Annotated in this window: 12 protein-coding genes, 2 tRNA genes, 2 rRNA genes and 1 riboswitch (1 of these 17 running past the window's edge); of the genes, 9 read left to right on the top strand and 7 right to left on the bottom strand. The window is 62.1% G+C overall.

What is annotated here, in order from left to right; translation table 11 throughout:
• Positions 1-127 precede the first annotated feature (127 nt).
• The 3 genes from ACP2YO_RS44700 to ACP2YO_RS44690 are packed head-to-tail and all read right to left on the bottom strand — an operon-like array spanning position 128 to position 3,096.
• The gene (locus tag ACP2YO_RS44700; protein ID WP_426437501.1) at positions 128-1,069 is read right to left on the bottom strand and encodes a prephenate/arogenate dehydrogenase family protein; all 942 of its coding nucleotides are present in this window, start codon (positions 1,067-1,069) and stop codon (positions 128-130) included.
• 8 nt (positions 1,070-1,077) lie between these two features.
• Positions 1,078-2,175: a histidinol-phosphate transaminase gene (hisC, locus tag ACP2YO_RS44695; RefSeq protein ID WP_426437500.1), complete on the bottom strand. Its 1,098-nt coding sequence runs from the start codon at positions 2,173-2,175 to the stop codon at positions 1,078-1,080.
• A gap of 57 nt (positions 2,176-2,232) precedes the next feature.
• Positions 2,233-3,096 carry a chorismate mutase gene (locus ACP2YO_RS44690; RefSeq protein WP_426437499.1) on the bottom strand — a complete coding sequence of 288 codons (864 nt, stop codon included), beginning with the start codon at positions 3,094-3,096 and terminating at the stop codon, positions 2,233-2,235.
• Positions 3,097-3,269: 173 nt separating this feature from the next.
• Positions 3,270-3,349, top strand: a riboswitch (SAM riboswitch).
• A gap of 84 nt (positions 3,350-3,433) precedes the next feature.
• On the opposite strand from ACP2YO_RS44690, the gene metX reads away from it, so the two are divergent.
• Both metX and metW read left to right on the top strand, forming a co-directional pair.
• Positions 3,434-4,642, top strand: coding sequence for a homoserine O-acetyltransferase MetX (gene metX, locus ACP2YO_RS44685; RefSeq protein WP_426437498.1), 1,209 nt, complete (start codon positions 3,434-3,436; stop codon positions 4,640-4,642).
• A complete protein-coding gene (metW, locus tag ACP2YO_RS44680; RefSeq protein ID WP_426437497.1) occupies positions 4,639-5,301 on the top strand; it encodes a methionine biosynthesis protein MetW in 663 nt (220 codons plus the stop codon). Before metX ends, metW begins: the two co-directional genes overlap by 4 nt.
• 4 nt (positions 5,302-5,305) lie before the next feature.
• On the opposite strand, the gene ACP2YO_RS44675 is transcribed toward metW, so the two are convergent.
• Entirely contained in the window at positions 5,306-6,178 is an 873-nt protein-coding gene (locus tag ACP2YO_RS44675) for an alpha/beta fold hydrolase (RefSeq protein ID WP_426437496.1), read from the bottom strand.
• 233 nt (positions 6,179-6,411) lie between these two features.
• Between ACP2YO_RS44675 and ACP2YO_RS44670 the strand changes: the two genes are divergently transcribed.
• The gene (locus ACP2YO_RS44670; RefSeq protein ID WP_426437495.1) at positions 6,412-7,041 is read left to right on the top strand and encodes a TIGR02594 family protein; all 630 of its coding nucleotides are present in this window, start codon (positions 6,412-6,414) and stop codon (positions 7,039-7,041) included.
• 45 nt (positions 7,042-7,086) lie between these two features.
• Here the strand turns inward: ACP2YO_RS44670 and ACP2YO_RS44665 are convergent, their stop codons facing one another.
• Positions 7,087-7,863, bottom strand: coding sequence for an MOSC domain-containing protein (locus tag ACP2YO_RS44665; protein ID WP_426437494.1), 777 nt, complete (start codon positions 7,861-7,863; stop codon positions 7,087-7,089).
• Positions 7,864-7,933: 70 nt separating this feature from the next.
• Positions 7,934-8,449, bottom strand: coding sequence for an N-acetyltransferase family protein (locus tag ACP2YO_RS44660; protein ID WP_426437493.1), 516 nt, complete (start codon positions 8,447-8,449; stop codon positions 7,934-7,936).
• 58 nt (positions 8,450-8,507) lie between these two features.
• Between ACP2YO_RS44660 and ACP2YO_RS44655 the strand changes: the two genes are divergently transcribed.
• Both ACP2YO_RS44655 and clpB read left to right on the top strand, forming a co-directional pair.
• On the top strand, positions 8,508-9,074 hold the full coding sequence (locus ACP2YO_RS44655) for a helix-turn-helix domain-containing protein (protein WP_426437492.1): 567 nt from the start codon (positions 8,508-8,510) through the stop codon (positions 9,072-9,074).
• Positions 9,075-9,265: 191 nt separating this feature from the next.
• Entirely contained in the window at positions 9,266-11,902 is a 2,637-nt protein-coding gene (gene clpB, locus ACP2YO_RS44650) for an ATP-dependent chaperone ClpB (protein ID WP_426437491.1), read from the top strand.
• Between the two features lie 88 nt (positions 11,903-11,990).
• Here the strand turns inward: clpB and ACP2YO_RS44645 are convergent, their stop codons facing one another.
• Entirely contained in the window at positions 11,991-14,057 is a 2,067-nt protein-coding gene (locus ACP2YO_RS44645) for a M23 family metallopeptidase (protein ID WP_426437490.1), read from the bottom strand.
• Positions 14,058-14,910: 853 nt separating this feature from the next.
• Here ACP2YO_RS44645 and ACP2YO_RS44640 point away from each other — a divergent pair.
• The 4 genes from ACP2YO_RS44640 to ACP2YO_RS44625 all read left to right on the top strand — a co-directional run.
• Positions 14,911-16,401: ribosomal RNA gene (locus ACP2YO_RS44640) — 16S ribosomal RNA — on the top strand.
• A gap of 226 nt (positions 16,402-16,627) precedes the next feature.
• A tRNA-Ile gene (locus tag ACP2YO_RS44635) sits at positions 16,628-16,704 on the top strand.
• Positions 16,705-16,740: 36 nt separating this feature from the next.
• A tRNA-Ala gene (locus ACP2YO_RS44630) sits at positions 16,741-16,816 on the top strand.
• Positions 16,817-17,223: 407 nt separating this feature from the next.
• Positions 17,224-18,322, top strand: a 23S ribosomal RNA gene (locus tag ACP2YO_RS44625) (it continues 1,747 nt past the right edge of the window).
• The 16S and 23S rRNA genes sit together here with 2 tRNA genes alongside, the layout of an rRNA operon.

The following is an 18,322-nucleotide window of genomic DNA, read 5'->3' as shown; positions in this document are numbered from 1 at the left end:
ACGACACCGAGAGTGACGTTAAAGCAGGCCGTTGCCCGGATGGAGCGCAGCGCAACCCGGGGGCCGTTCGCCAGCAGATATAACACCCCGGATTTCGCTGCGCTCCATCCGGGCTACAAAGGGTGCCTCACTCCGGCTTCTTCGCCAGATTGGCGTGCGGGCGGCCGAAATCGGGCGCGGCCGAGTCCTGGCCGATCTCGACGATGCCGCGGCGAATCGCGCGGGTGCGGGTGAAGTGATCGAACAGCGCCTCACCGTCACCGCGGCGGATCGCGCGGGTGAGTTTTGCGAGATCCTCGGTGAAGGTGCCGAGCATCTCCAACACGGCGTCCTTGTTTGCGAGGAACACGTCGCGCCACATCGTCGGATCCGAGGCTGCGATGCGCGTGAAATCGCGGAAGCCGCCGGCGGAGAATTTGATGACTTCCGATTCCGTCACCTGCGCGAGTTCGTCGGCGGTGCCGACGATGGTGTAGGCGATCAGATGCGGCAGATGGCTGGTGATCGCGAGCACGAGATCATGATGGTCCGGCGTCATGATCTCGACCCTGGCGCCGAGCGCCGCCCAGAACGCGCGCAGCCGGTCGGTGGCGGCGGGATCGGTCCCCTCGGGCGGCGTCAGGATGCACCAGCGGTTGATGAAGAGTTCGGCGAAACCGGAATCCGGCCCGGAGTGCTCGGTGCCGGCGACGGGATGCGCCGGCACGAAGTGCACGCCATCGGGCAGATGCGGCGCCATCTCCTTGACGACGGCGCCTTTCACCGAGCCGACGTCGGAAATGATCGCGCCCGGCTTGAGGTATTCAGCGATCTCGGCCGCGACCGGACCGCAAGCACCGACGGGAATGCAGAGGATGACGAGATCGGCGTCTTTCACGGCCTCCGCGTTGGTCGCGACCACCTGATCGACGATGCCGAGCTCGGCGACGCGCGCGCGCGTCTTCTCCGAGCGTGCGGTGGTCACGATCTCGCCGACCAGTCCCTGCGCGCGGGCGCCGCGCGCGATCGAGCCGCCGATCAGGCCGAAGCCGATCAGCGCGACGCGTTGGAAGATGGGAGCCGTGGTCACGTCTACGGTCACTTTCCGGCCAGGAAGTCGCGCAGGCCGTCGACCACGAGGCGGTTGGCCTCCTCGGTGCCGATCGTCATGCGCAGCGCATGCGGCAGCTTGTAATTGGCAAGCGCCCGCAGCACGAGGCCGCGCCTGGTCAGATAGGCGTCGGCCTCCGCGGCGGTCTTGCCGGTCTCGGTCGGGAAGTGGATCAGCACGAAATTCGCAACGCTCGGCGTCACCTTCAGTCCGAGCTTGCCGATCTCTTCGGTCAGCCAGTTGCGCGAGGTCTCGGTGTGGACCTTGGACATCCGCACGTGCGCGGAGTCCTCGATCGCCGCCGCCGCCGCCAGCATCGCCGGCGCCGAGACGTTGAAGGGACCACGAATGCGGTTACAGGCATCGACGATATGCGCTGGACCGAACATCCAGCCGATGCGGAGCGCGGCAAGTCCGTGGATCTTCGAGAAGGTGTGCGTCACCACCGTGTTCTCGGTGGTCGCCACCAGCTCGATGCCCATCTGATAGTCGTTGCGCGAGACGTAATCGGCATAGGCGGCGTCGAGCACCAGCACCACATGCGACGGCAAGCCGGCTTGCAGCCGCTTGACCTCGTCGAACGGCAGATAGGTGCCGGTCGGATTGTTCGGGTTGGCGAGCCACACGAGCTTGGTGCGCGGTGTCACCGCCTTGAGGATCGCATCGACATCAGCTGTGAAATTGGCTTCGGCCGCGACGACGTTCTTCGCCCCGTTCGCCATGGTCGCGATCGGGTAGACCAGGAAGCCGTGGGTGGTCGAGATCGCCTCGTCGCCCTGGCCGAGATAGGTGTGCGCGAGCAGATTGAGGATCTCGTCGGAGCCGGCGCCGCAGATGATGCGGTCGGGATCGAGACCGTAGGTGCGGCCGATCGCCTCGCGCAGCGCGCGCGAGGTGCCTTCCGGATAATCCTCGAGGTGGTCGACCGCGTGCTTGTAGGCGGCCATCGCCTTCGGCGACGGGCCGAACGGCGTCTCGTTGGCGGACAACTTGAACACCTTGCGGCCCGGCTCCGGCACCGGGCTCTTGCCGGGCGTGTAGGGCGCAATATCGAGAATGCCGGGATTCGGCACGGGGCGGGACATCTTCAACTCCGGATAGGCGGGTCAGCTATTACTTCAAATCTTGCTTCAAAGCTTACTTCAAATTTTGGCGGACCCGTTGGTGGGCACCGTATAGCGCGTTGCGTGGCTGCCGACGAGGGCCGACGAGCGGACCGAAGCGCCGGCCTTGATCAGGGCAAGCTTGATGGTCTCGAAGCCGCTGTTCTCACGGTTCTGGCTCGCGACCGAGATCAAAAGGGCCGCGCCGTCGAAGGCCGTGTCGGGCACGGCGACGATCTCGGCGAGCGGCGCCAGCGCGCGTGCGACGTCGGCGTTCCAGCCCGAGACGCGCACGCTCCACATCTGAACTTCGGTGACCATGGCGTCGTCGGCGACGCGCGAAACCACGAACACCGGCAGCGCGGCGGGATGGTCGGCGCGCTCGAGGAACGGCAGCCGCGCGATGATCTTCGGCGCGCCGTCGGCTTCGAGCGCGCTCCACCACGGCGTGCGACTGGAGATCGCCGAGACCAGCGCGAGGTCGCCCTTGGATTTCGCCACCGCTTCGACCGCGGCCTGCGCGCTGAAATGCGCCACGTAAGGCACCACGAAGCCGAAATGAAACCGCGCCGAGTCCCGCATCGCGGGCTCGCCGACCGAGACGTCGGCATGGACAGAGAACGGCGCCTGGACGTAGGTGAACGTCGAGATGATGACGCGCCAGATGCCCTCGATGGTGTCGAGCGGCAGGATGCCGCGATGGCGTTCGACCAGGCCGCGCATCATGCTGGCCTCGCGCGCCGGACGGAACGCCGAGCCGACCTCCTGGGTCTGCTTGACCCGGATCAGGCGATCGATGATGTCGCCGCGCGCCATCAGCAGGCGGTGAACCTGCTCGTCGATCGCGTCGATCTCCTTGCGCAGCTCCTGCAAGGTCGGCGGTGATGGGGGCGGCTTGGACATCTCGAAAACCTTGTCGTCCTGGCGGCCCGATGCCGCGTCAGACAAGGCCCCTGATTAGGAAAGACGGGCGCCGAAAGCAAAGAGAAACCTTTGCGGCCCAGCCCTGCGCGATCGGGTTAACCATGCAGGCGGGCCGGGCTGCCTTGACGTTGGGCGGGCTGAGGATTAGCTTTGTTGGACTCCGTGGTCATTTGAGCCGGCCGGCTTGCAGCCACGTTAAACAACTCGCTAAACAGGCCGGGGACAGATCAGCTCCCGGCCGAACCTTTTGTTCAGGCCGGGTTTTTTATGGCCTGATTCCGTTCGAGGCCTCCCGCGCGGGGGCGAGGTCGCCTACATGAGCAACGTGCGTCCGATAACGAGCCCTCCGATCCACAGCGACGATCGCGCCCATGAGGCCGATCATCCCACCTCGCTGGTGGCGAAGTTCGGCATGGACCAGCCGTTGAAGCTCGATTGCGGCGTCGATCTCGCGCCATTCCAGATTGCCTATCAGGCCTATGGCGAGCTGAACGCCGATCGCTCCAATGCGATCCTGATCTGCCATGCGCTGACCGGCGATCAGCACGTCAACAATATCCATCCCGTCACCGGCAAGGCCGGTTGGTGGGACACCATGGTCGGCGTCGGCAAGCCGCTCGATCCGGGCAAGTATTTCATCATCTGCTCCAACGTGATCGGCGGCTGCCTGGGCTCGACCGGGCCGGCCTCGGTCAACCCCGCGACTGGGAAAGTGTGGGGTCTCGACTTCCCTGTGATCACGATCCCCGACATGGTGCGCGCGCAGGCGATGCTGATCGATCGCCTCGGCATCACCACGCTGTTCTGCGTGGTCGGCGGCTCGATGGGCGGCATGCAGGCATTGCAATGGACCGCGGCTTATCCCGAGCGCGTGTTCGCGACGCTCGCGATTGCCTGCTCGACACGGCATTCGGCGCAGAACATCGCGTTCCATGAACTGGGACGGCAGGCCGTGATGGCCGATCCGGACTGGCGTGGCGGCCGCTATGTCGATGAGGGCACGCATCCGCATCGCGGGCTCGCGGTGGCGCGGATGGCGGCGCACATCACCTATCTGTCGGACGCCGCACTGCATCGCAAGTTCGGACGGCGGATGCAGGACCGCGAGCTGCCGACCTTCTCCTTCGACGCCGATTTCCAGGTCGAGAGCTATCTGCGCTACCAGGGTTCGTCCTTTGTCGAGCGCTTCGATGCCAACAGCTATCTCTATCTGACCCGCGGGATGGATTATTTCGACATCGGCGCCGATCACGATGGTGCGTTGGCGAAAGCATTTGCCGGTATCAAGACGCGTTTCTGCGTGGTGTCGTTCACCAGCGACTGGCTGTTTCCGACCTCGGAATCGCGCGCGCTGGTCCACGCGCTCAATGCGTCGAGTGCGCGGGTCTCGTTCGCCGAGATCGAGACCGATCGCGGCCATGACGCCTTCCTGCTCGATGTGCCCGAATTCCTCGATATCGCCCGGGCCTTCTTGCAATCAGCGGGCGAGGCGCGCGGACTTAAAGGTGGCGGCGGCCAGTCATGAACATCCAGCAAACATTGCCATTGCAGGGTGTAGCGCCCGAGCGGACCGGAAATTATCGCACCGATCACCTGCTGGTCGCCGACATGGTTCGCGCGGGCTCACGCGTGCTTGACGTCGGCTGCGCCGACGGTGAATTGCTGCAGTTGCTGGAGACCCGCGGCATCGATGGCCGTGGCATCGAATTGTCGCGCGAGGGCGTCAATCACTGCGTCGCCAAGGGGTTGGCGGTGGTGCAGGGCGACGCCGACACTGACCTCGTCAACTATCCCGACGACGCCTTCGATTATGTGATCCTGTCGCAAACGCTGCAGGCGACGCGGCAGCCGAAAGTGGTGCTGGAAAACCTGCTGCGCATCGGCCAGCGCGCCATCGTCTCGTTCCCGAATTTCGGCTTCTGGAAGATGCGACTACAGCTTCTGATCGGCGGCCAGATGCCGCGGACCGAGAACCTGCCGGCGACCTGGTATGACACGCCGAACATCCATTTCTGCACCATCAAGGATTTCGTGCAGCTCTGCGACGAGATCAACGTCAAGATGGAGCGCGCGGTCGCGCTCGACCTTTACGGCCGCCCGGTGCCGCTGAATTTGCCCTGGTGGGTCTGGAACATGTTCGGCGAGCAGGGCGTGTTCCTGCTGAGCCGGGGCGCAGCGAAGTGAAGGACTAAACCGGTGCGGCGACCATCGATCTCGGATCGCGCACCGGCCAGCGCCCGGCCTCGACCAGGGCGATGAAGCGCTCGACCATCTCGTTGAACAGCGCCGGCTCTTCCAGATTGAGCACGTGGCCGGCCTTCGGGAAGAAGGCGAGGCCCGCGGCCGGCAAATGCTGCTTCAGGAACAGGCTCGGTGCGACGCAATTATCGTCCTCGTCGCCGCACAGGATCAGCGCCGGCGTCGGCACGCGCCGGATCGCCTCGGTCATCGTGTAGATCGAGGGCCGGCCGCCTTGAAAACTTCGCATCGTGTTCGCCGAGCCCTTGGCGTCATGGCGCGCCAGCGCGGCGTAGAAATCGGCGTGGCCGCGCGGATCCTTCAGCAGGAACGGAATTCGGCTCGGCGCCTCGCGGGTCACCTTCGCGACTTCGACGGAGCCGATCGCTTCCAACTGCTCGGCATTGGCGCGGCACTGCGCGCGGAAGGCGTCGAGATTCTCGATGGCCGAGCCGGAGCCGACCGCGGCGAGCGTCATCGAGAGTGCGCGCTCCGGTGCGTTGAGGCCGATCTGCAGCGAGGAATAGGAGCCCATCGAGAGACCGACGAAATGCGCCTGCACGATTTTGAGGTGGTCGAGCACCGCGAGCGCATCGGTATAGAAATGCTTGAAAGTATAGACGTCGGCGGCTGGCGGCACGTCCGACGGCGTGTAACCGCGTGCCGAATAGGCGATGCAGCGGTGTCCGCGCGAGAAGTACCGCATCTGCGGTTCCCAGTTGGTGTGATCAGCGGCGAACTCGTGCAGGAAAATGATCGGAGTTCCGCTGCCGGCCTCTTCGAAATAGAGGCGGACATTATCTTTCGTGATGGCGTGGGACATTTGGCATTCCTTCTCGTCGGCCGCCCACAATTTTGCAGTTAATTTTCGGGGCTGCAATGCGGCAGTCAGGTTTCTTTTTCGTCATCGAATCATCCCGGAATGACCCAGAAATCGTTTCCGCAACGCCGCATGAAATCTTCCTCTCGCCACATCCCGACTTTCAAACCCCCCACCGCGTTTCCGCAAGGGAGCGCGATGGGGAATGGGGGGCTCTACAGAGGATCTAATCGAGTATGGTTCAGTTGCTTGCGTATCGCCGGTCGCTTCGTCTTGTCGCGCTGGCTCTGTGTTCGCTCACTCTCGCCCTTGTCTCAGCCGCTCCGGCTTCCGCACGACCCACTCACTCGCGTCACGCGCATTCGGCCCATGCCGGCTATCACGCGCGCCACTACGCCCATCGCCACTATCGGCATGCAGCGCGTGTCTCGCGCTGGGAGCGCGGCGTCGCGCGGATGCAGACGCAGGGTCTCGCCCAGGCAAACGCCAGTGTGATGCCCAACTCCGGCGGCTTCGGCTCGCCCGGCATCGTCGCTGAAGCGCGCCAATATCTCGGCGGCAATCCGACCGGTCGCGGCAGCCTGTGGTGCGCGCGGTTCATGAACATGGTGCTGCAGAAATCCGGCTATCACGGCACCGGCTCCGACATGGCGAGTTCGTTCGCCAGATACGGGCAGCGCGTTTCGGGCCCGCAGGTCGGAGCCATCGCCGTGATGGGCCGCCGTGGCGGCGGTCATGTCGGCATCATCACCGGCGTCGATGCGAATGGAAATCCGATCATGATCTCGGGCAATAACGGCAATCGTGTCCGCGAGGCGCCGGTATCGCGCGGCCGGATCTACGCCTACGTGATGCCGACGAACTGAGGTGCGGTAGGTCGTAGGGTGTGCACGCTCGCTCACCCTACGCGCCTACACCGACGTCGACTGTTCCGCCGCAATCATGTCGCCGACGGCGACCCCGCCATCGGAAATGATCTCGGCATAAATGCCGCATTCATTGTGCCCGAGGCGCTGCATCAGCGCCTGCGGGATATTGAGGTCGCGCATGCCGGTATCGGGATCGACATTGACCGCGGCGCAGCGCGTGATGCGTTTCACCACTTTCGCTCGTGCATTGCCGATTGCGATCGTCTGGTCGAGGAGGCCGGCTTCATGCCAGGCCGGCCAGCCCTCGACGTAGAGGTTGCCGCGGAAGCGCAACGGATGGACCGGTGCCTGCACCAGGTTCTCGATGGCGCGCAGGCTCGCGAGATTGATGATCGAGACGACCTTGCGGGGGACGTCGGAGAAGCTGTGGCCGGGACTTGTCAGCACTTTTGGCGGGCCTTTGATCGCGCCGGCGTGAGTATCGGCAAAGTAACGCTCGATCGCCGCACGGCCCTCGGCGGTTTCGAGATCGCCCTGCGCCACCATTGCGCCATCCCGGCGCAGTGTCAGTACATGGCTGTCATCGTCGAAATGGGCATGCAGCGGCGCCAGCCATTCGTCCCGCTGCAGCATCAGGAAATGCGGCTTCGGCAGCCATTTCGGCTCCGATGGATCAAAACCGCTCGGGCCATTCTCGATCGCGTAGCGGCGGTCGGACCGAAGCGTCTGGCCGACATTCAGCTCAGTGCGTGACAGGGCCTCCGGCGTGAGGCCCTTAACAGGGTAGCGGTAGATGCCGGTGATCTTGGCAGAGGACATGCGCGTTCCTTCCAGGGGCCCGCATTATCCTGTTTGGCGCGCGAGGAAAACCGCCCCGAGACACGGGCCGTCAATCGGAACGCATGGCGCCCGGCGCGTCCAGGATGCGCTGCATGAAGACCAGATCGAGCCAGCGGCCGAACTTGCGTCCAAGCTCCGGCATGCGCCCCACCTCGATAAAGCCCGCCTGCGCGTGCAGCCGCAGCGAGGCCGGATTGCTGCCGTCGATCCCGGCGATCAGGACGTGCTTGCCGAGCGCCGTGGCGGCGGCCACGAGCTCGTCCACGATAACGCGCCCAAGCCCACGGCCGCGGTGATCCGCATGGATGTAGACGCTGTGCTCGACGCTGTAGCGGTAGCCCGGCCACGCCCTGAAATCGCCGAACGTGCCGTAGCCGAGGACGGTCGATCCCTCGGCAGCGACCAGCACCGGATAGCCTAGGGCCTGCCTCGCCTTCATCCAGGCCAGCCGCTCGGCCTCGGTGTCCTGCTTCTCCGTCCATACCGCGTTCGAGTTGGCGACGGCTTCGTTATAGATTGCCGTGATCGCTGGAACGTCCTGTTCGGTGGCTGGGCGGATGGTCATCGCAAGTTCCTCGGGCGGGGGTCTTGAAGTAGATAGATCGTCTACTATATAAGACGATATGTCAATTATAGAGGACATGGCGGGTGAGGGCCTCGAGCGGCGGATCCGCTCCGAGCGCGAGTCGCGGGGCTGGTCGCTGGCGGAACTCGCGGGGCGGGCCGGCGTGTCCAAGGCCATGCTGAGCAAGATCGAGCGAGCGGAGGCGAGCCCGACGGCAGCGACCCTGTCGCGGATCGCAACCGCCTATGGCCTGACCATGGCGGCGCTGTTCGAGGCGGTCGCCCCCGGTCATGCCCGTCTTCAGCGCGCCAAGGATCAACCTGTGTGGCGCGATCCGAAGGCGGCCTATCTGCGGCGGCAGGTGTTTCTGCACCCGGCCAATCCGCTGGAACTGGTGGAAATCGAGCTGCCCGCGCGGCAGGAGGTCGGCTTTCCCGCCAGCGCCTATCACCTGATCCGTCAGGTGGTCTGGGTCATCAGTGGACGCCTTACCCTGATCGAGGGGGCTATCAGCCACGAGCTTGCTGCGGGCGACCGCGTCGAGCTCGGCCCGCCATCGGACGTTGTCTTCCGTAATGAGAGTGCTCAGTCCTGTCGCTACCTTGTCGCCGTCGTGCGGCGCTGAGCTCGATCAGGCGAAATCGCAAACCGTGGCTCTTCCGTTTTGGAACCAAGTGCCCACATCTGCGGCAAGCCTGAAAAATGATGGCGACGACCAAAGGCTAGTTGAGGAACGTCAACGCGGCCCGCGGAAACCCAATGAAGATGCCGGAACCATGCCTTGATGGGTGGTGACGGCAGGCCGAGGGAAAACGAATGAACGTAGAAAAGTACACCGAGCGCGCGCGCGGATTCATCCAGTCCGCCCAGTCGCTCGCAATGCGCGATGGTCACCGGCAGTTCTCGCCGTTGCATCTGTTGAAAGTGCTGCTGGACGACAGCGAGGGGCTCGCCGGCGGTCTGATCGACCGTGCTGGCGGCAATTCCCGCGCAATCCTGAAATCGACCGAAGAGGCGCTCAACAAGCTGCCGAAGGTCTCGGGCAATGGTGCCGGGCAGGTTTATCTCGCCCCGGAGCTGGCGCGCGCCTTCGATGCGGCGGAGAAAGCCGCCGACAAGGCCGGCGACAGCTTTGTCACCGTGGAGCGGCTGCTGCTCGGGCTCGCGCTCGACAAGAACAGCGAGGCCGCCAGCATCCTCAGCAAGGGCGGTGTCACCCCGCAAAACCTCAACGCGGCGATCGAATCGCTGCGCAAGGGCCGCACCGCTGACAGTGCGACCGCTGAGAATGCCTATGACGCGCTGAAGAAATATTCCCGCGACCTGACCCAGGCCGCGCGCGACGGCAAGCTTGATCCGGTGATCGGCCGCGACGAGGAGATCCGCCGCACCATTCAGGTGCTGTCGCGGCGAACCAAGAACAATCCCGTGCTGATCGGCGAGCCCGGAGTCGGCAAGACCGCGATCGTCGAGGGCCTGGCGCTGCGCATCCTCAACGGCGACGTGCCGGAGAGCCTGAAGGACAAGAAACTCCTGTCGCTCGACATGGGCGCGCTGATCGCGGGTGCAAAATACCGTGGCGAGTTCGAGGAGCGGCTGAAATCCGTGTTGCAGGAGGTCTCGTCCGCCGAGGGCGGCATCATCCTGTTCATCGACGAGATGCACACGCTGATCGGTGCCGGCAAGGCCGATGGCGCGATGGACGCGTCCAATCTGCTGAAACCCGCGCTCGCGCGCGGCGAACTGCACTGCATTGGTGCGACCACGCTCGACGAGTACCGCAAGCATGTCGAGAAGGATGCCGCGCTGGCGCGGCGGTTCCAGCCAATCTATGTCAGCGAGCCCACGGTCGAGGATACGATCTCGATCCTGCGTGGCCTGAAGGACAAATACGAACAGCATCACGGCGTCCGCATCACCGACTCCGCGTTGGTGGCCGCGACCACGCTGTCGAATCGCTACATCACCGACCGCTTCCTGCCCGACAAGGCCATCGACCTGATGGACGAGGCGGCGGCGCGGCTGAAGATGCAGGTCGATTCCAAGCCCGAAGAGCTCGATTCGCTGGATCGCGACATCATCCGGTTGAAGATCGAGCAGGAGGCCCTGAAGAAGGAAAGTGATGCCGGCTCGAAGAGCCGCTTGCAGACGCTGGAGAAGGAGCTCGCTGACCTCGAGGAGCGGTCGGCGGCGCTGACCGCGCGCTGGAGCGCGGAGAAGAACAGGCTCTCCAACGCGCAGAAGCTGAAGAGCGAACTCGATGCGCTTCGCGTCGAGCTTGCCAACGCGCAGCGCCGCGGCGAATTCCAGCGCGCGGGCGAACTGGCCTATGGCCGGATCCCCGATCTGGAGAAGAAGCTCGCGGATATCGAGGCGAGAGAGAACGGCGAGACGATGGAGGAGGCGGTTACCGCCAACCACATCGCGCAGGTCGTCTCGCGCTGGACCGGCGTGCCGGTCGATAAGATGCTCGAGGGCGAAAAGGATAAGCTCCTGAAGATGGAGGACAGCCTCGCCAGGCGCGTGGTCGGCCAGGCCGAAGCCGTGCGTGCGGTGGCAACCGCCGTGCGCCGCGCGCGTGCCGGCCTGCAGGACCCGAACCGGCCGACCGGCTCGTTCATGTTCCTGGGGCCCACGGGCGTCGGCAAGACCGAGTTGACCAAGGCGCTTGCGGCCTATCTGTTCAACGACGAGACCGCGATGGTCCGGCTCGACATGTCGGAATACATGGAGAAGCACTCGGTCTCGCGACTGATCGGCGCGCCTCCGGGCTATGTCGGCTACGATGAGGGCGGTGCGCTCACCGAAGCCGTGCGGCGGCGGCCCTACCAGGTCGTGCTGTTCGACGAGATCGAGAAGGCACATCCCGATGTCTTCAACGTGCTGCTGCAGGTACTCGATGACGGCCGCCTGACCGATGGTCAGGGCCGCACCGTCGATTTCCGCAACACGCTGATCATCATGACCTCGAACCTCGGCTCGGACTTCCTGGTGAACCAGCCGGAAGGCGAAGATACCGCAACGGTGCGCGATCAGGTGATGGGCGTCGTGCGGGCGCATTTCAGGCCGGAGTTCCTGAACCGCATCGACGAGATCATCCTGTTCCATCGCCTGCAGCGGAACGAGATGGGCCGGATCGTCGAGATCCAGTTCGCGCGGCTGACCAAGCTGCTGGAGGACCGCAAGATCGAGCTGTCGCTGGACGCGAAAGCACGGGACTGGCTGGCGGACAAGGGCTGGGATCCGGCCTACGGCGCCCGCCCGTTAAAGCGCGTGATCCAGCGCAGCGTGCAGGATCCGCTGGCCGAGATGATTTTGGCCGGCGAGGTCAGGGATGGCGATCGCGTCGTGATCTCGGAGAAAGGTAACGTGCTGACTTTCAACGGTGAGGTGCCCAAGACCGCCGAGATCGTGCTGTTCGACGCGCCGGTTCCGAAACGCAAATTGAACTGATGTTCGATGCAAAAGCCCTCTCCGCAAGCTGCGGGGAGGGTTTTGTTTGGCGTCGTTCGGTTGGTTCCAGCTATAGGACGCAGCGTGATCAGCGGTTGCTGATCGATCGTGTCTGCGACGTGGTGGTGCCGGTGGCGTCGGAGACGATGCGCGAGCTGCCCCGGCTGTTCATCTGCGCATCGATTCGGTCGCGCTCCTTCTCGAAGCTCGCCATCATCGGTCCTTCAAGCGAGCGGCCGCGCGGCAGTTTCACGCGCATCGGATCGACGAAGCGGCCGTTGACCAGAATTTCATAGTGGACGTGGGGGCCGGTCGATTGGCCGGTCGACCCGACGAAGCCAATCACCTGGCCCTGCCGTACTTTCTTGCCGATCTCCATGCCCTTGGCGAAGGCGGACATGTGGCCATAGGCCGTCTCATAGCCGTTGGCGTGCTTGATGCGGATATATTTGCCGTAGCCGCCCTCAAGCCCGACCGTCTCGAGGACGCCGTTGCCGGAGGCGAAGATCGGCGTGCCGTAAGCGGTCGCCCAGTCGACGCCGGTGTGCATCTTCACATAGCCGAGAATCGGATGGCGGCGACCGCCGAAGCCGGAACGCATGATCGCGTTGGCGACGGGTTTGCGCACCAGGAACTTCTTCGCGCTCTTGCCGGTCTCGTCGTAGTAGTCGACCAGTCCGTCGTCGGAGCTCTGGAAGCGGTAATATTTCTTGGTCTCGCCGCCCACCGTCAGCGAGGCGTACAGCACCTCGCTCTTTTCGGTGCTGGCAACGCCCTCGTCCTCGCCGGCATAGAACACGTCAAAGGAGTCGCCGGGCTGCACCTTGCGCTGGAAGTCGACGTCGTAGGAATAGATCTTGACCATGTCCTCGATGACGTTCGGCGGAACCTTGTTGCGCAGCGCCGTCTCGTAAATGCTCTGATAGAGCCGGACGCCGGTGCCGTCATCCTCGTCATCGTCGTCCTTCGAATTGTCCGCGGTGTCGGTGACGGTGTTCATGCTCTGCACGTCGACGGCGACATATTTGCCCATATCGGACAGCGCGGCCACGGCTTCGATGACCGAATCGTTGGCGACGATCACGCGATAGGGCTGCAGCCGCATTCCTGGGGCGGATGGCGCCATCAGGATCCGCACTTTCTGGCCTTCCTTCAGGCCACCGTCGCGGCCGCGGGGCCCGAGCATTGCTGCAATGGCCTTGGCTTCGTCGGCCGTCGCGCCCTGATCGCGCAGGATCGAGGTGATCGAGTCGCCCTTCTTGACGACGTGAATCCGTTCGCCGGTCGGATTGCCGCCGGTGACCTGATCCTTCGTCTTCGGCAGCAGGGTGACGTTCTCCGGCACCACGCGGGTCTCGAAGCCGGCATAGGGATCGGAGACATTGCCCTCGCCGGCGTAAGCCATCTTCATGTCAGGCCCGGCGCCGGTGGCGTCGGCCGCGGCATTGGCGAGCGTGTAGCGCACCGAACCGCCGGCGCCGCGCCAGTTGGCGGCATCTCGTACCCGCATCAGAACGTCATCGAGCGCGACGACGGCGGCGAGCTTCGCCTTCGGCAGCACGGTCGCGAGATCCTTGGTGACAAAGGAGACTTCGGCGTCGGGCTCGGCGGCCTCGGCCGCGTTCGGATTGTCGGATGGGTTCGACGTTTCGGCACCGACGTCGGTCAGCAGCCGCTGCGCGTTGAACGGCGGGATCTTCGCCGACAGATCGCTCGTGGTCATCGAAAGATTGCCGGAAATGCGGATGAAAGGCCGCACCCGCATCACGTCGCGGTTGCCGACGCGGGTCACGGTCGAGACGCGCACCAGGCTGCGGGAGGCGGAGGAATCGCTCGGAGGCGGCAGGCGATCGCCCTTGTGCAGGCTGACGACGCGATCATTGGCGGCGAACGCGCCGCGAAGTGCGCCTTCGACGCGCTCCGGCACCCTGGCGAAGGTCATCTCACCGTCGAGCGACGCAAAAACGGCGCCGCCGATGAGAGCCGCGCCGCACAGACCGGTGAGAATAGTGCCGCTGAACCACTGCACGGAGACGCGGCGGCGATCAATCACCGCAGCTTCGGTGCCGTCGACGGAAAGTGGCGGCTCATGACCGAGATCGATCATCCCGGTCTCGCGCCCAAAGCCGCTCCCGCGTGACGCCCGTTGGCTCAACCCTGTATCCCCCCAAATTCCATCAACATGCGATCGACCTTTGCTCGTCCTCGTACCCTGCCTTTAACCCCTTAGAAAGGGTTTGCGGCAGCGTGGCGAGCCACACGCATCAAAGTCCGGGAGATGAAGGCCATCAGCTAGCCGCTATCTCGAACGTCAATGGTGTGCAGATCTCTCGATGTTGCTCGGCCGTGAAGGGAAAGAGGCGACGGGTTCTTGGAGAAATCGCCAGTTCCCCTGAAAAACCACCCGAGCCCCCACAGGTTTCGAGTGGTTCATTGCATACGCTATAGCCAGAACGTCGTAGGATTGTGGCTCAAGTGCGGCGCAAGGTCCCAAAATATCAGGACTTTTCCGTACCTGAAAAAACTTGGTCGTCATGCGACGATTTCTTGACGATGAGTGTTGACAGGTCCGAAGGGGCGGGCCTATAAGACACCCACTGAGCGCGGCGCTGCATTGGCCCACCGGCCAAGGCAAGCATTCGCGCCCTTTATGCTCCTCAACTCGTCGAGCGACTCAACAGCCGGTGTAAATCGGTTGTGAATCGCTGTCGGATGAGGGGCTCAGAACCACCCAATAGGGTGTGGGACCTTCGGATCCCGGGCTGTTTGACAAGTGAAGATGAAGAAAGAGAAACGTGGACGGCGGAGTCCTTGCGTCTCTCGGAATACTTGAAAGCCTCGGCTTTTGACGTTCTGAGGGTGGACGAAAGACTTCGGCGGTACACGTTTTAAAGGTTACACCATCGTTGCCAACGATGTGAATCGTGGGCAGCTCGCAGACTTCGGTCGGCGAAAAATGGTGGGACCTCGTCAAAACGTTGTGATCAGCCGGTTCAAGGTTTCAAGTCCAACTTGAGAGTTTGATCCTGGCTCAGAGCGAACGCTGGCGGCAGGCTTAACACATGCAAGTCGAGCGGGCATAGCAATATGTCAGCGGCAGACGGGTGAGTAACGCGTGGGAACGTACCTTTTGGTTCGGAACAACACAGGGAAACTTGTGCTAATACCGGATAAGCCCTTACGGGGAAAGATTTATCGCCGAAAGATCGGCCCGCGTCTGATTAGCTAGTTGGTGAGGTAATGGCTCACCAAGGCGACGATCAGTAGCTGGTCTGAGAGGATGATCAGCCACATTGGGACTGAGACACGGCCCAAACTCCTACGGGAGGCAGCAGTGGGGAATATTGGACAATGGGCGCAAGCCTGATCCAGCCATGCCGCGTGAGTGATGAAGGCCCTAGGGTTGTAAAGCTCTTTTGTGCGGGAAGATAATGACGGTACCGCAAGAATAAGCCCCGGCTAACTTCGTGCCAGCAGCCGCGGTAATACGAAGGGGGCTAGCGTTGCTCGGAATCACTGGGCGTAAAGGGTGCGTAGGCGGGTCTTTAAGTCAGGGGTGAAATCCTGGAGCTCAACTCCAGAACTGCCTTTGATACTGAAGATCTTGAGTTCGGGAGAGGTGAGTGGAACTGCGAGTGTAGAGGTGAAATTCGTAGATATTCGCAAGAACACCAGTGGCGAAGGCGGCTCACTGGCCCGATACTGACGCTGAGGCACGAAAGCGTGGGGAGCAAACAGGATTAGATACCCTGGTAGTCCACGCCGTAAACGATGAATGCCAGCCGTTAGTGGGTTTACTCACTAGTGGCGCAGCTAACGCTTTAAGCATTCCGCCTGGGGAGTACGGTCGCAAGATTAAAACTCAAAGGAATTGACGGGGGCCCGCACAAGCGGTGGAGCATGTGGTTTAATTCGACGCAACGCGCAGAACCTTACCAGCCCTTGACATCCCGGTCGCGGACTCCAGAGATGGAGTTCTTCAGTTCGGCTGGACCGGAGACAGGTGCTGCATGGCTGTCGTCAGCTCGTGTCGTGAGATGTTGGGTTAAGTCCCGCAACGAGCGCAACCCCCGTCCTTAGTTGCTACCATTTAGTTGAGCACTCTAAGGAGACTGCCGGTGATAAGCCGCGAGGAAGGTGGGGATGACGTCAAGTCCTCATGGCCCTTACGGGCTGGGCTACACACGTGCTACAATGGCGGTGACAATGGGACGCTAAGGGGCAACCCTTCGCAAATCTCAAAAAGCCGTCTCAGTTCGGATTGGGCTCTGCAACTCGAGCCCATGAAGTTGGAATCGCTAGTAATCGTGGATCAGCACGCCACGGTGAATACGTTCCCGGGCCTTGTACACACCGCCCGTCACACCATGGGAGTTGGTTTTACCTGAAGACGGTGCGCTAACCCGCAAGGGAGGCAGCCGGCCACGGTAGGGTCAGCGACTGGGGTGAAGTCGTAACAAGGTAGCCGTAGGGGAACCTGCGGCTGGATCACCTCCTTTCTAAGGATGGTCCTTCAGATAGCTTCGGCTAACTATCGGATCGTTTTAGAAACATTCAGGGGCCAACAGTTTCAGGATTGTTGAGCTCCATTGGCGGGATTTCGCCGTCTTCGTTTCTCTTTCTTCGCGGACGAACACGCGCCAGGGGCTTTCGCGCTGTGCGATGCATCGGCGCAAGCCGAATGCGCGTAGCGGGCTCCGACGTCTCGAAAGAGACGAGCGTTAGGGGCTTGTAGCTCAGTTGGTTAGAGCGCGCGCTTGATAAGCGTGAGGTCGGAAGTTCAAGTCTTCCCAGGCCCACCACTTTGATCGAGTGCGGAGCATTCGTCTTCTGGTTACGGGGCCATAGCTCAGCTGGGAGAGCGCGTGCTTTGCAAGCATGAGGTCGTCGGTTCGATCCCGTCTGGCTCCACCAGATGGTTTCGAAGTTCGAGAATGCCTCGACCAAAATCGTCCGCGAAACATCGCTTCGCATGCATTGCCTGGATAGGCAGTGACATGCGTGTTTTCTGACATCGTAAAGAGGAGATCGACCCGAGTTTGGGGTCTGCAAAGCAATTTGCGGGCGCTCACTCATAATCTCCAGATCGTTTTCGGCGCTCGTCCATCGCAACTCATCGCAAGGTGAGTGAGATGGATGAGTTGTAAAACGATCTTTTTAGCGAAGCTTGACCGCCTCGCTATCGGTTCGATCTTACGAAGCAAGCTGGTCTTTCTAATCAATGCCCGGCTGTGACGACCGCATTCATCGAGGATGCGCGCCTTAAGTGGCAGTTGCGCAGTCAACATTCTGCCGAGTGTGTGGACATTGATAATGAGAGCAATCAAGTGCCTTAAGGGTGTTCGGTGGATGCCTTGGCGCTGAGAGGCGATGAAGGACGTGCTACGCTGCGATAAGCCGTGGGGAGCTGCGAAGAAGCTTTGATCCACGGATTTCCGAATGGGGAAACCCACCTTCGATAGCTGGAACTCCAAGATCTCCGATCTTGGGGTTTGGACAGCAATGTTTGAGACCAAGCCGCGAGGTTTTGGATTTCCAGTTATCAAGTGAAGGTATGAGACTTCCGAATAAAATAGGAGGTTTTAAGCGAACCCGGGGAACTGAAACATCTAAGTACCCGGAGGAAAGGACATCAACAGAGACTCCGTTAGTAGTGGCGAGCGAACGCGGACCAGGCCAGTGATACATCAAAGACAATCGGAACCTGTCAGGAAAGCAGGGCCTCAGAGGGTGATAGCCCCGTACGAGTAATGCGATGATGTATCCACGAGTAAGGCGGGACACGTGAAATCCTGTCTGAACACGGGGGGACCACCCTCCAAGCCTAAGTACTCCTCAGCGACCGATAGTGAACCAGTACCGTGAGGGAAAGGTGAAAAGCACCCCGACGAGGGGAGTGAAATAGACCTGAAACCGGACACCTACAAACAGATGGAGCCCAAGATACGTTCTGGGTGACATCGTACCTTTTGTATTATGGGCCAGCGACTTAATTTAACGAGCAAGCTTAAGCCGATAGGCGAAGGCGTAGCGAAAGCGAGTCTGAATAGGGCGTCAAGTTCGTTGTATTAGACCCGAAACCTAGTGATCTAGCCATGAGCAGGTTGAAGGTGAGGTAACACTCACTGGAGGACCGAACGGGTGTCTGTTGAAAAAGACTCCGATGACTTGTGGTTAGGGGTGAAAGGCCAATCAAACTGGGAAATAGCTGGTTCTCCGCGAAAGATATTTAGGTATCGCCTCGGATGAATGCCTCAGGGGGTAGAGCACTGGATGGGCTAGGGGGACTTACCGTCTTACCAAACCCAACCAAACTCCGAATACCTGAGAGCAATATCCGGGAGTCACACGGCGGGTGCTAACGTCCGTCGTGGAGAGGGAAACAACCCGGACCTACAGCTAAGGCCCCTAATTCGTGGC

Source organism: Bradyrhizobium genosp. P (genome assembly GCF_049949265.1).
GTDB lineage: Bacteria > Pseudomonadota > Alphaproteobacteria > Rhizobiales > Xanthobacteraceae > Bradyrhizobium.
Note: the sequence above shows the minus strand (reverse complement) of the source record. Positions and strands in the feature narration are given on the sequence as shown.